At 67.6% G+C, this 12,572-nt stretch carries 15 protein-coding genes; 6 read left to right on the forward strand and 9 right to left on the reverse strand.

Annotated features, from left to right (window positions below; all coding sequences use genetic code 11):
* Positions 1 to 11: 11 nt before the first annotated feature.
* Positions 12 to 398, reverse strand: coding sequence for a DUF302 domain-containing protein (locus ACZ5CM_RS03990; RefSeq protein WP_464641431.1), 387 nt, complete (start codon positions 396 to 398; stop codon positions 12 to 14).
* Between the two features lie 191 nt (positions 399 to 589).
* Complete coding sequence (locus tag ACZ5CM_RS03995; RefSeq protein WP_464641432.1) at positions 590 to 1,498, reverse strand: EF-hand domain-containing protein; 909 nt, start codon at positions 1,496 to 1,498, stop codon at positions 590 to 592.
* A gap of 125 nt (positions 1,499 to 1,623) precedes the next feature.
* On the opposite strand from ACZ5CM_RS03995, the gene ACZ5CM_RS04000 reads away from it, so the two are divergent.
* Both ACZ5CM_RS04000 and ACZ5CM_RS04005 read left to right on the forward strand, forming a co-directional pair.
* A complete protein-coding gene (locus ACZ5CM_RS04000; RefSeq protein ID WP_464641433.1) occupies positions 1,624 to 2,343 on the forward strand; it encodes a response regulator in 720 nt (239 codons plus the stop codon).
* Positions 2,340 to 3,740 (forward strand): ATP-binding protein, encoded by a 1,401-nt coding sequence (locus tag ACZ5CM_RS04005; RefSeq protein WP_464641434.1) that lies wholly within the window; start codon positions 2,340 to 2,342, stop codon positions 3,738 to 3,740. Before ACZ5CM_RS04000 ends, ACZ5CM_RS04005 begins: the two co-directional genes overlap by 4 nt.
* Before the next feature lie 10 nt (positions 3,741 to 3,750).
* Here ACZ5CM_RS04005 and ACZ5CM_RS04010 read toward each other — a convergent pair whose 3' ends face one another.
* Positions 3,751 to 4,476 carry an HAD family hydrolase gene (locus tag ACZ5CM_RS04010; protein WP_464641435.1) on the reverse strand — a complete coding sequence of 242 codons (726 nt, stop codon included), beginning with the start codon at positions 4,474 to 4,476 and terminating at the stop codon, positions 3,751 to 3,753.
* Positions 4,477 to 4,589: 113 nt separating this feature from the next.
* Between ACZ5CM_RS04010 and clpS the strand changes: the two genes are divergently transcribed.
* The 4 genes from clpS to hemF are packed head-to-tail and all read left to right on the forward strand — an operon-like array spanning position 4,590 to position 7,709.
* A complete protein-coding gene (gene clpS, locus ACZ5CM_RS04015) occupies positions 4,590 to 4,913 on the forward strand; it encodes an ATP-dependent Clp protease adapter ClpS (protein WP_464641436.1) in 324 nt (107 codons plus the stop codon).
* Between the two features lie 10 nt (positions 4,914 to 4,923).
* Positions 4,924 to 5,949, forward strand: coding sequence for a class I SAM-dependent methyltransferase (locus tag ACZ5CM_RS04020; RefSeq protein ID WP_464641437.1), 1,026 nt, complete (start codon positions 4,924 to 4,926; stop codon positions 5,947 to 5,949).
* Between the two features lie 39 nt (positions 5,950 to 5,988).
* Positions 5,989 to 6,789 carry an SDR family NAD(P)-dependent oxidoreductase gene (locus ACZ5CM_RS04025; RefSeq protein WP_464641438.1) on the forward strand — a complete coding sequence of 267 codons (801 nt, stop codon included), beginning with the start codon at positions 5,989 to 5,991 and terminating at the stop codon, positions 6,787 to 6,789.
* A 26-nt stretch (positions 6,790 to 6,815) separates the two neighbouring features.
* The gene (gene hemF, locus ACZ5CM_RS04030) at positions 6,816 to 7,709 is read left to right on the forward strand and encodes an oxygen-dependent coproporphyrinogen oxidase (RefSeq protein WP_464641439.1); all 894 of its coding nucleotides are present in this window, start codon (positions 6,816 to 6,818) and stop codon (positions 7,707 to 7,709) included.
* Between the two features lie 83 nt (positions 7,710 to 7,792).
* Here the strand turns inward: hemF and ACZ5CM_RS04035 are convergent, their stop codons facing one another.
* The 6 genes from ACZ5CM_RS04035 to fba form a co-directional block, all read right to left on the reverse strand.
* A complete protein-coding gene (locus ACZ5CM_RS04035) occupies positions 7,793 to 8,479 on the reverse strand; it encodes an HAD family hydrolase (RefSeq protein WP_464641440.1) in 687 nt (228 codons plus the stop codon).
* Positions 8,476 to 9,138, reverse strand: coding sequence for a phosphoglycolate phosphatase (gene gph, locus ACZ5CM_RS04040; protein WP_464641441.1), 663 nt, complete (start codon positions 9,136 to 9,138; stop codon positions 8,476 to 8,478). The genes ACZ5CM_RS04035 and gph overlap by 4 nt, the downstream gene beginning before the upstream one ends.
* Positions 9,135 to 9,692, reverse strand: a complete 558-nt coding sequence (locus ACZ5CM_RS04045) for a thioredoxin family protein (RefSeq protein WP_464641442.1) — start codon at positions 9,690 to 9,692, stop codon at positions 9,135 to 9,137. The genes gph and ACZ5CM_RS04045 overlap by 4 nt, the downstream gene beginning before the upstream one ends.
* 20 nt (positions 9,693 to 9,712) lie before the next feature.
* The gene (locus tag ACZ5CM_RS04050) at positions 9,713 to 10,636 is read right to left on the reverse strand and encodes an MBL fold metallo-hydrolase (protein WP_464641443.1); all 924 of its coding nucleotides are present in this window, start codon (positions 10,634 to 10,636) and stop codon (positions 9,713 to 9,715) included.
* Positions 10,637 to 10,712: 76 nt separating this feature from the next.
* A complete protein-coding gene (gene rpe, locus ACZ5CM_RS04055; RefSeq protein WP_464641444.1) occupies positions 10,713 to 11,411 on the reverse strand; it encodes a ribulose-phosphate 3-epimerase in 699 nt (232 codons plus the stop codon).
* Positions 11,412 to 11,491: 80 nt separating this feature from the next.
* On the reverse strand, positions 11,492 to 12,571 hold the full coding sequence (fba, locus tag ACZ5CM_RS04060) for a class II fructose-bisphosphate aldolase (protein WP_464641445.1): 1,080 nt from the start codon (positions 12,569 to 12,571) through the stop codon (positions 11,492 to 11,494).
* Position 12,572 lies beyond the last annotated feature (1 nt).

Below are 12,572 nucleotides of genomic sequence, written 5' to 3' on the forward strand. Positions count from 1 at the left end.
TCCCGTGGCGCTCAGAGTTCGGCCACGACCGCCTCGAGCATGTCCCGGACCTGGCTGGCGACGTTCTTCAGCCCGTCATTGTCGATCGCCTGCATCGAGGCGACCGGGTCGATGGCGCTGACCTCGACGCCGCCTTCGACCTCGCGCAGGATGACGTTGCAGGGCAGCATGGCGCCCACCCGCGGCTCAAGCCCGATGGCCTGCCAGGCCATGTTCGGATTGCAGGCGCCAAGGATCTTGTAGCCCGGCATGTCCTTGTCGATCTTCTTCTTCATCGTCGCCTTCACGTCGATTTCGGTCAGCACGCCGAAGCCGTGCTTGCCCAGCACCTCGCGCACACGTGCCTCGACGGTGTCGATGTTGCCGTCGGCGATCAACCGGTCGATGGTATAGGACATGTCCGTTTCCTTTCACATTCAGCTTCTAAGATACTTGATAAGGGCAGCTATGGCGAGGACAAGGAAAATCAAGACCAGAAGTCCGATCAGTCCCCCCGCGAAACCCATGCCTCCGAAACCATAACCCATCATGGCCGCCTCCTGTCACCGCAAAAGGGCGGCGGCGACCCGCCACCGCCCGCTGGAGGGCGTCAGTTGTCGCCCTGCTTCTTCTTCTGGCCCTGCATCATCTGGCCCTGGCCGTCATCCTTCATCATGTCGTCATTCTTCATCATGCCGTTGCCCTGCATCATGCCGCTGCCCTGACCCTGGGCGTTGCCCTGCATCATCCGGCCCTGGCCGCCGGCCTTCTTGGCATGTTTCTTTTCCCACCGCTCGTGCATCTGCTTGCGCTTTTTCTGCATCTGCTCGAGCATTTTCGCGGGCTTGGCGATCTCGTCCTCGGTCACCTGGCCGTCGCCGTCATCATCGAGGAACTGGAACTTGTCCACGGTCCGGTTGCGGATCATGGCGGCGTACAGCGCCTCGAATTCTTCGAGCGAGAGCGAGCCGTTGCCGTCGGCGTCAAATTCCTTGAGCTTCGCGGTCAGGCCGGTGCGGAGTTCGTCAGGGGTAAGCTTGCCGTCGCCGTTGGCGTCAAACTTTTCGGCCATGGCGCCCATGCCGCCCATGCCCATCATGCCACCGCCCATCATGCCACCGCCTTGCGGGCCCATCATGCCGCCGCCCATCATGCCGCGCATCATGCCCATCATGCCCATCATGCCGCCACCTTGCGGACCCATCATGCCGCCCTGGCCGCCGCCCATCATGCTGCCGCCTTGCGGGCCCATCATGCCGCCGCCCTGGGCACCCATCATGCCGCCCTGGCCGCCGCCCATCATGCTGCCGCCTTGCGGGCCCATCATCTGGCCGCCCTTGGGGCCGGTGGACCAGCCCGAACCGCTCATGCCATGGGCCAGTGCCGGAACCGCCAGAGCGGTCACGATCGCGGTCGTCGCAGCCAGTTTCAGTGCGTGGAAGCCTTTGCGTTTCATGGCATCACCTTTCATAAGTTGCCTCGTTTCCCGTGACACGAATCTAAGCTGCTTCAGTCGCAAGGGAATGCCGGCCAGGGATCATTTTGGTATCGAATTGTCGCAAGATCCGGCCTTGATACATTCCGCGACAAATTCGCCGGCCCCCGCAGGTGCCGCGCGTGGCGGAACGCGCTAGAGAGACAAACATGACACACCGTCCGCATATCCTCATCGTCGACGATCACCGGGAAATCCGCGACGCCGTCAGCCGCTATCTGGAGCGCAACGGCTATCGCACCACCACCGCCCGTGATGCGGTCGAGATGGACGCACGCCTCAGGGCCGCGCGCTTCGACCTGATCGTGCTGGACGTGATGATGCCGGGCGAGGACGGGCTGTCGGTGTGCCGGCGCCTCTCGGCCGAAGGGGTGGCGCCGATCCTCATGCTGACCGCGCTGGGCGAAGAGACCGACCGCATCGTCGGGCTGGAGATCGGGGCCGACGACTACCTGCCCAAGCCCTTCAACCCGCGCGAGCTGCTGGCCCGGATCAAGGCGATCCTGCGCCGGGCGGGGCGCAACCACGAACCCGAGCGGATCGAGGGCCGCCGCATCCGCTTCGATCGCTGGACGCTGGATACCGACCGGCGGGTGCTGACCGACGAGCAGGGCCACGAGGAGCGCCTGACCACGGCCGAGTTTCGCCTGCTCAGCGTGCTGCTTGAGCGGCCGCGCTTCGTGCTCAGCCGCGACCAGCTGCTGGATCTGACCACGGGGCGCGAGGCTCATGTCTTCGACCGCACCATCGACAACCAGGTCAGTCGCCTGCGCCGCAAGATCGAACGCGACCCCTCCACCCCCGAGATCCTGACCACCGTGCGCGGCGGCGGATACTGCCTGAGCTGCGATGTCGAGGTGCTGGAATGAAACTGGTGCCGCGGTCCCTGCGGGGGCGGCTTCTGCTCATCATTCTTGCCGCTCTGGCGCTGGCGCAGTTCACCAGCCTGTGGTTCTTCGCCGGCGAGCGCAGCCTGGCGGTGCAGGCGGCGCTGGGGCAGGAGGCGGCAGCACGGGCGGCCAATGTGGCCATGCTGCTGGAGAAAGCCGATCCCGCCAACGTCCCGGCCATCCTGCGTGCCGCCAATTCGCCGCTGGTGCAGTTTTCGCTGGATCCCGATCCGGTGGTGCAGGGCGACGAACATGCCAGCCCCTACATGGCGGCGCGGCTGGCGCGCTATCTGGGCCGCCCGCCGGGGGCGGATGTCCGGGTCGAGATACACGCGCGCAGCCAGGCTCCGAACGGCCGGTTTCGCCGCTGGACGACCGAAGAGATGCGCCGGATGCACCGCCGGATGATGGGAGATCTGCCGGTGGCGGCGGTGGAAATGGCGATATCGATCCGCCTGTCGGAGGGAAAGTCGGGGGGCGACTGGCTGAATGTGGAGACCCGCTTTCACCGCCCGCCGCCGCAATGGGCGCTGCCGGCGGTGTTCACCTTCGTGACCAGCGCCGTGCTGATCGCCGTGGCGGTGTGGGTGGCGCTGGGGCGGCTGATCGGGCCGCTGCGGGCGCTGGCTGACAGCGCCGCCCGCTTCGGACGCGGCGAGGCGGTCGCGCCGCTGCCGCCCACCGGCCCCGAAGAGCTGCAGCGGCTGACGCGCGCATTCAACGAGATGCAGCAGCGCATCCACCGCTTCGTCGAGGATCGCACCCAGCTGCTGGCGGCGCTGGGGCACGATCTGCGCTCGCCGCTGACGGCGCTCAGGGTGCAGGCCGAGATGGTCGATGACGACGAGACCCGCGAGCGGCTGATCGCCTCCATCGAGGAAATGCAGCAGATGGCCGAGGCCACCCTGTCCTTCGCCCGTGGCATGGCGGTGAACGAGTCGGCCGAAACCGTCGATCTGGGCGAATATGTGGGGGCGCTGTGCGCCGAGATGGCCGAGGCCGGCGAGGACGTGACCTTCACGCCGCCGTCCGAACCTGTCACCGCAAGGCTGCGTCCCGGGGCCACGCGGCGGGCGTTGCGCAACGTGATCGGCAATGCCGTGCGCTATGGCCGGCGTGCCCGGGTCAGCCTGCGCCCCGACGGGGCCATCATCGTGGATGATGACGGCCCCGGCATCCCCGAAGAGGAGCTGGCCCGCGTGTTCGAACCCTTCGTGCGGCTGGAAAAGTCGCGCTCGCTGGAAACTGGAGGCACCGGGCTGGGCCTGTCCATCGCGCGTTCGATCCTGACCGCGCAGGGCGGGCGCATCACGCTTGAAAACCGGGCCGGGGGCGGGTTGCGGGCAACGCTGACACTGCCGCGCGGCGGCGACTGATCCGGCGCGCTCAGGGGCCGGAGGCGCCCGCGTCCCGGCCGATCTCGGCCACCAGTTCCGGCAGCGCGCCCAGATCCGGCAGTATGCGAAAGCGCCGCGCTCCGGTCGGCGCCTCGGCCTTTTCCAGCTCCCATGTCAGGCCGTGCGGGACATGCACCCCCCAGCCGCCGGCCTCGATCGCCGGCACCACGTCGGATTTGATCGAATTGCCGACCATCATGGCGCGCCCGGCCCCTTCGCCGTGGCGGGCGAAGATGCGCGCATAGGTGGCGGCGGTTTTCTCGGGCACGATCTCGACCCCGTGGAACAGCTCGCCCAGCCCCGACTGCGCCAGTTTGCGTTCCTGGTCCAGCAGATCGCCCTTGGTGATGAGCAGGATGCGGTAGTCAGCGGCCAGCGCCTCGACCGCCTCGCGCGCATGGGGCAGAAGTTCGATCGGATGCGCCAGCATGTCCTGTCCCGCCGCGACCAGTTCGCGAATCACCCGCGCCGGCACGCGCTCGTCGGTGACCTCGATGGCGGTTTCGATCATCGACAGGACAAACCCCTTCACCCCGTAGCCATAGCGCCCGACATTGCGCCTCTCGGCTGCCAGCAGGCGTTGCATCAGCTGCTGGGGCTCGGCGAAATCGCGCAGCAGCGCGGTGAAATGCTCTTGCGTGAGGCGAAAGAAGCGTTCGTTGTGCCACAGCGTATCGTCCGCGTCGAAGGCGATGGTGGTCAGGGGGGCGGTCATGGCGCGGCTGTTCGCTTTCTCTTTTCCAAAGGCGTGCGAAGGTTGTATAAGGGACGCTGCAGAAACCAGGCGCAGACAAGTCGATACGCACGATGTTGCTACAGCCATTGAAGATGTCGGACAAGCCGGGGGGGGGAGGCGACGGGACTTCGGTTCTTGTCGAAACCCGGACCCGCACGCGCCGCCCGCCGCTCTACAAGGTGCTGTTGCTGAACGACGACTACACGCCGATGGAGTTCGTCGTGCATGTGCTGGAACGGTTCTTCGGCATGAACCACGCCCAGGCGTTCGAGATCATGCTGACCGTGCACAAGAAGGGCCTTGCCGTCGTCGGGGTATTCAGTCACGAGATTGCCGAAACCAAGGTGGGTCAGGTGATGGATTTCGCCCGCCGTCACCAGCACCCGCTCCAGTGCACCATGGAGCGCGAGGACTGAGCCGCCGGCCATGAACACGCGTCGCCTGAAGATGGCCCTTGACGGGGGCGGCCTGGTGCTGCCGGCCGAGGGCACCGTTGCGGTGCTGCTGCCGACGCCGGAGCACGATCTTGCGCCGCTGCCGCGCGAGAGGCTGCGGGTGGTGCAGCCTTTCCGGCCCTTCCATGATCATTTTGCCGCCGCCGGGTTCGACTGTGCCACCGCGGCGGAGGGGCCATGTGCTGCGGCGATCCTGTTCCTGCCGCGGGCCAGGGCGCTGGCGCGGGCGATGATTGCCGAAAGCTGCCGCAGCGCTTCGGATCTGGTGGTGGTGGACGGGGCCAAGACCGACGGCATCGACAGCCTGCTGAAGGAGGTCCGGCGCCGCGTCGCCGTAGCGGGCGCGATGGTCAAGGCGCACGGCCGCATCTTCTGGTTCCGCCCGGACGCGCGCGCCTTCGCCGACTGGCGGGCCGCCGGCGAACAGCGCGCCGACGGCTTCGTGACCGCGCCGGGGGTGTTTTCGGCCGACGGGATCGACCCGGCCTCGCGCCTTCTGGCCGATGCGCTGCCGGAACGGCCGGGGCGGCGGGTTGCCGATTTCGGCGCCGGGTGGGGCTATCTTTCCGCCCGCCTGGCCGGCTGCGCGGACATCGAGACCCTGCACCTGGTCGAGGCCGACCGCGTGGCGCTGGATTGCGCGCGCATCAACGTCTCTGACCCGCGCGCCCGGTTCCACTGGGCCGATGCGTGCGCATGGCAGCCGCCGGAGCCGCTGGATGCGGTGGTGACCAATCCGCCGTTTCACACCGGCCGCGCCGCTGACCCGGACTTGGGCCGGGCGTTTGCCGAGGCCGCGGCGCGGGTGCTGTCGCCTTCGGGCAGCCTGTGGCTGGTGGCCAATCGTCACCTTCCCTACGAGGCCACGCTTGCGGCACTGTTCCGCGAGATCCGGAAGGTCGGCGGCGACAACCGCTTCAAGATCCTGTACGCGGCCCGCCCCCTGCGGCGGGGTTCGCGGGCGCCCTCTCGCACATCCTCTCGCGCGGGCGGGTGAACCGGGCTAAGCTGCCGCCCGCCAACACGGAGAAAACCCATGTCCCTTTCCATTGCCGGCAAGACCGCCATCGTCACCGGGGCCGCAAACGGCATCGGCCTGGCCATCGGGCGCCATTTCGCCGAAGCCGGCGCCAATGTCATGTTCGCCGATATCGACGAGAAGGGGCTTGTCGAGGAACTCGGCGCGCAGGCCGAGGAGGGGAATGTCCGCTATTTCGCCGGAGACCTGCGCGAGAAGCTGACCATCGCCAACCTTCTGTCGGCCACGATCGACGCGTTCGAGCAGATCGACATCCTGGTCAATGCCGCGCGCCAGTTCGGCACCACAGATCCGCTGGATGCGGAGGATGATTCGGTCATGGGGCTGCTGCAGCAGAACCTGATACCGGCGCTGCGCCTGTCGCAACACGTGGCCCGGCGGATGATCCGGCAGGCCGAGGGGCGCGAGGAGGGCCCGGTCGGAACCATTATCAACCTGGGCTCGATCGCCGCGCACCGGACCCTGCCCGATCTGCTGGGCTATTCCATCAGCGCCGCCGCGCTGGACCAGATGACGCGGTCGCTGGCGGTGGCGCTGGCGCCGCACCGTATCCGCGTCAACGCGGTGGCCTTCGGGTCGGTCATGAGCGCCTCGCTCCAGGCGGTGTTGCGCGACAGGCGCGACTGGCGCGAGGAAATTGCCGGCGGCACGCCGCTGGCCCGCATTGCCGACGCCCGGGAACTGGCGGAAACGGCCCGCTTCCTTGCCTCGGAGGCATCGTGTTTCATGACCGGCCAGATCCTGACTCTTGACGGGGGACGCAGCCTTCTGGACGCGGTCTCCGTTCCTGCCCACTGACATGCTCGCCGACAAGGAGGCCCCGAATGACCAACCTGATGGATAACGAGAAGGCCACCGCATCGGCATGGTTCCGCAAGCTGCGCGACGAGATCGTGGCGGCTTTCGAGGCGCTTGAGGACAGCCATGCGGAGGGCCCGCTGTCCGGGGCCGAGCCGGGGCGCTTCGAGGTGAAGAAGACGCGTCGGGCGGCCGAGGACGGGGGGGACGCCGGCGGCGGGCTGATGAGCGTGATGCGTGGCGGGCGCGTGTTCGAGAAGGTGGGGGTGAACGTCTCGACCGTTTACGGGGTGCTGGGCGAGGCCGCGCAAAAGGCGATGATGGCGCGCAAGGGCATGCCGGGGATGAAGGATGATCCGCGCTTCTGGGCCTCGGGCATCAGCCTGGTGGCGCATATGCAGAACCCGCATGTGCCGGCCGTGCACATGAACACGCGCATGTTCTGGACCCCGCACGGGTGGTGGTTCGGCGGCGGGTCCGATCTCAACCCCTGCATCGAGTATGACGAGGACACGGCGCATTTCCACGCGGTGCAGAAGGCGCATCTGGATCCGCATGGAGAGGGGCTCTATCCGCGGCTGAAGGCCTGGGCGGACGAATATTTCTACATCCCGCATCGCCGGCGCGCCCGCGGGGTGGGGGGCATTTTCATGGACGATTACTGCACCGGTGACTGGCAGGCGGATTTCGCGCTGATACAGGATATCGGCCGGGCCTTTCTGCCGGCCTACCTGCCGCTGGTGGAGCGGCGCCGGGTGCAGGGCTGGAGCGAGGCGGAGAAGGACGTCCAGCTGATCCATCGCGGCCTTTATGCCGAATACAACCTTGTCTATGACCGGGGGACGAAGTTCGGTCTGGCCACCGGGCACGACCCGGACGCGGTGCTGATGAGCCTGCCCCCCCTTGCCAAGTGGATCTGAAGGGGGGGTGGGGGCGCTGCCCCCGTCGCGGCAGGCCGCGACTCCCCCGGAGTATTTCCGGCAAGAGGAAGGGGCCGGACGGGCTATTCGGTCATGTGCAGCGGTGGCGGCAGGTTCGGCGGTTCGAGCGAGGGGATGATCCAGTCGGCATCGGCGAAATCGTCGTCGGCGGTGTAGGCAGAGGGAGTGACCACGACCCGGAGACCAGAGGCCTTTGCCGAGAGGACGCCGTTGCGGCTGTCTTCGAGGGCGATGGCCCGGGTCGGGGGCATTCCCAGTCGAGCGAGGGCCAGTTCATACACGTCCGGGGCGGGTTTCTTGGCCTTGACCTCGTCGCCGGCGGCGATCACGTCGAAGATTTCGTCTGCGGGTTTTCTCCAGCAGGCGCGGCACAGGGTCTCGACATTTGGGCGGTTGGTGGTGGTGGCCACGGCGATGCGCAGCCCGCGCGTGCGGGCCGTCGCGATCAGCGCCGCCACGCCCGGTCTCAGCGCCAGTTCGCCGGTGGCGACGATCCGGGCGTAGCGTTCGGTCTTTTCCCCGTGCAGCCGGGCGATTTCCGCGTCCGAGGGGCCGTGTCCGGTGGCCTCGCGATGGGCGCGCATGCGTTCCTTGCCGCCGGTGGTGCGCAGGAGTTCGGCGTAGTCGGCCATGCTCCAGTGCCAGTCCAGCCCGGCCGCGGCGAAGGCTTCGTTGAAGGCGCGGCGGTGGGCTTCTTCGGTTTCGGCCAAGGTGCCGTCCACGTCGAAGATCAGGGCCTTCGGGGTCATGTGGCGTCTTCGAGGATCGTTTCCGCCAGCTCGGGCAGCAGGGCGTAGCTGGAGAAGCTGGCCGCGTGGGGCAGGGCGGCCACCGGGCTCTTGCGGTAGCCTTCGGTGAACAGCAGGAAGGGGATGCCCGCGCGGCGGGCGGTTTCGGCGTCCACCTCGCTGTCTCCCACATAGATGCGGGCGCTGCGGCCGAGGCTGTCGAAGGCATGAAGCAGCGGCTGCGGGTCTGGCTTGCGCTTGGGCAGGCTGTCGCCGCCCAGCACCACGTCGAACAGCCCCTCCAGCCCGAAATGGGCAAGCACGAAGCGGGCCGGGCGGATCGGCTTGTTGGTGCACAGGCCCAGCGCAAAGCCCCGCTCCCTGAGGCCGCGCAGGGCCTCGGCCACGCCGGGGTAGAGACGCGAGAGGCCGGCGGCGGTGTTGTAGAGCTCTTCGAAGCGGGCGTGCATGGCGGCCAGGCGATCGGGGTCGGGGGCGATGCCGCGGGCGGCGCTCATGCGTTCGACGAAGACGGCGGCGCCATTGCCGATGTAGCTGCGGGTCTGCTCCAGCGAGATCGGCCCGGCCCCCTGTTCGGCCAGCACCCGGTTGGCGATGTCGCGGATGTCGGGCGCGCTGTCCACCAGCGTGCCGTCAAGGTCGAAGACGATGGCGCTCACGCGGATTCCTTCCACTTGATGGAACAGCCCATGGAGGGGATCTGCTCGGCCGGGCCGCGGCCGGTTTCGGCCACCTGCTTCATCGCCTCGAACAGATCCCGGCGCAGGTCGGGCGGGCCGGTCTGCTTGCGCGAGGCGTCCAGCCGGCCGCGATACTGCAGTTCGAGATCGGCGTTGTAGCCGAAGAAGTCCGGCGTGCAGACGGCGCCATAGGCGCGCGCCACCTCCTGGCTTTCGTCGTAGAGATAGGGGAAGGTGAATCCGTGCCGCGCGGCCAGCTTCTTCATGTTGTCGAAGCTGTCGGCGGGGTAGGCAGTCGCGTCATTGGAACTGATCGCCGCCACGCCGATCCCCAGCGCCTGCAGATCCTTCGCATCCCGCACGATCCGGTCGATCACCGCCAGCACATAGGGGCAGTGATTGCAGATGAACATGATCAGCGTGCCTCTTGGGCCGGCCACGTCGCGCAGGCTCCAGGTCCGGCCGTCGGTGCCGGGCAGGGTGAAGTCGGGGGCCTTGAGGCCGAATTCGCAGACCGGGGGAATGGCGGCCATGGTGGTCTCCTGCCTTTCGCTCAGGCCTCGGCCGGCACGAAGCGGAAACCGCTTTCCCGCCGCTCGACCCGGCCGAAACCGCCGCCGGGCAGGTGAAAGCCGATCACCGGTATCTGTTCGGCGGCGAGGCGGTCGAGCAGGCGGCGGCGGGTCGCGGCCGCCATCTGCTTGTCCTGATCGGGCGCCGAAGGCAGGTCGGGGCGTTCGAAGTTCAGGTGGTGGTTGGTCACCACGTCTCCCAGGATCATCACCGACTGCGATCCCGCGCGCAGCTCGAAGGACATGTGCCCCGGGGTGTGCCCGGCGGTCATCCGCGCGGCGAGGCCGGGCAGGATTTCGTCGCCGTCTTCGAACAGGGTGAAGGCATCTCCCATCAGGTCGAGTCGCCGCTTGGCGCCCACGGCCATGCCGGTCCGGTTTTCCGGCACCCTGTTCACCGTGTCGGGGTCGAACCAGAAGTCGAACTCGGCCCGGCCCATCATGTGCTGCGCCTGCGCGAAGAACGGCTCGTCGAAATCGTCCAGAATGCCCCACAGGTGATCGGCATGGCCGTGGGTGAAGATCACATGGGTGACCTCCACGGGATCCAGCCCGATGGCCTCCAGCGCCTGCGGCAGCTCACCCGCAGTTGGCACGAAGCCTGAGCCCGAGCCGGCATCGAACAGCACCACCCGCTCGCCGTCGCGCAGCAGGGTGACGTTGCATTCGGGGCGAAACTCCTCGAACGAGATGCCGTAGCGTTCGAGGATCGGCTGGTAGTCTTCTTCCTGCAGCTCGGCCAGAACGAATGAGGCCGGCTGTACGAGGTAGCCGTCCGAAAGCGTCGTCAGCTCCATCGGGCCCAGGCGCAATGTCGTGGCGCTCCAGGCGGGGCGGATGCCCAGGGCGCCCAGGCCCAGCCCCGCACCCGCGCCTTGCAACAGGAATCTGCGTGTCAGTTCCAATGCCGGTCCTCCCCTTCCAGCGGTGTCATCACCCATTCATGATTGCGCATTGGTGAATGTTGCACAATGAAAAGGATCAGGCCGCACCGGCAAGCGCCCCTTCGGCGGCTTGGCGGATTGCGCGGATGTTTTCGCCGTAGGCGCCGGGGTTGTCGGCCGAGCCGCCCCGGAACACGGCCGAGCCGGCCACCAGCACGTCGGCACCGGCCGCCGCCACCAGCGGTGCGGTCTGCGGCGTCACGCCGCCGTCGATCTGGATATGGACCGGGCGCTCGCCGATCATCGTCCGCAGCCGGCGCACCTTCTCGGTCATGTCGATGAAGCTCTGCCCGCCGAAGCCGGGGTTCACGGTCATCACCAGCACCATGTCGCAGATGTCGAGGAGGTGCTCGACCGCCGCGGCCGGGGTGGCGGGGTTGAGCGCCACGCCCGCCTTCATGCCGGCCGCGCGGATCGCCTGGAGCGTGCGGTGGATGTGCGGGCCGGCCTCCACATGGGCGGTGAGCATGTCGGCGCCGGCCTGCGAATAGGCCTCGATCCAGGGGTCCACCGGCGCGATCATCAGATGCACGTCCATGAAGGTCGTCACATGGGGGCGAAATGCCTTCACCGCCGGCGGGCCGAAGGTGAGGTTGGGCACGAAGTGGCCGTCCATCACGTCCACATGCACCCAGTCGGCGCCCTGGGCCTCGATGGCCCGGATCTCGCGCCCGAAATCGGCGAAATCGGCAGACAGGATCGAGGGGGCGATCTTGATGGAACGGTCGATGGTCATGGGCAGCCTCGCAAGGGATATGGGGGCGGAGCGCGGGCGTCGGCGGGCCGGGCCCGGCCGCGCCCCGCCCGGCGACGGGTTCAGGCGGCGCTCGCCGGGCTTGCCGCGGGATCGAGCGCGCCGTCGGCATAGCGCCGGGCCATTTCGTCCATGTCGATGACGGTGATCTTGGCGGCGTTGCCGGCGGTGCCGAAGCGCTCGAAGCGGTCGCGGCAGAGCTTTTCCATCTCTTCCATGGCCGGGATCAGGAACTTGCGCGGATCGAACTGCGACGGGTTTTCCTGCGCCACCTTGCGGAACTGGCCGGTCATGGCCATGCGGCAGTCGGTGTCGATATTGACCTTGCGCACCCCCGAGCGGATGCCGCGTTCGATCTCTTCGACCGGCACGCCGTAGGTCTGGGGCATGTCGCCGCCATATTCGTTGATCAGATCCTGAAGATATTGCGGCACGCTGGAAGAGCCGTGCATGACCAGGTGCACATCGGGGATGCGGGCGTGGATGGCCTCGATCTGGCTGATGGCCAGGATGTCGCCGGTGGGCTTGCGCGAGAACTTGTAGGCGCCGTGGCTGGTGCCGCAGGCAATCGCCAGCGCGTCCACCTTCGTCTTCGCCACGAAATCGGCGGCCTGATCGGGATCGGTCAGCAGATCCTCCTTCGACAGCTTGCCCTCGGCGCCCGAGCCGTCCTCCTTCGCCGCCTCGCCGGTCTCGAGGCTGCCCAGCACGCCCAGCTCGCCCTCGACCGAGGCGCCGACCCAGTGCGCCATGCGCGCCACGCGCTCGGTGATCTCGACATTGTATTCGTAGCTTGCCGGCGTCTTCATGTCGGCTTCGAGCGAGCCGTCCATCATCACCGAGGTGAAGCCGTGGCGGATTGCCGACAGGCAGGTCTGTTCGTTGTTGCCGTGGTCCTGGTGCAGGCAGACGGGGATATGCGGATACATCTCGGCCAGAGCGGTAACCATGTGACGCAGCATGATGTCGCCGGCGTAGGCGCGCGCGCCGCGGCTGGCCTGCAGGATCACCGGCGCGTCGCAGGCATCGGCCGCGCGCATGATCGCCAAGCCCTGCTCCATGTTGTTGATGTTGAAGGCGGGCACGCCATAGCCATGCTCGGCGGCGTGGTCGAGAAGTTGACGAAGCGTGATGAGAGCCATC

The sequence above is a fragment of the Piezobacter thermophilus genome (genome assembly GCF_055386745.1).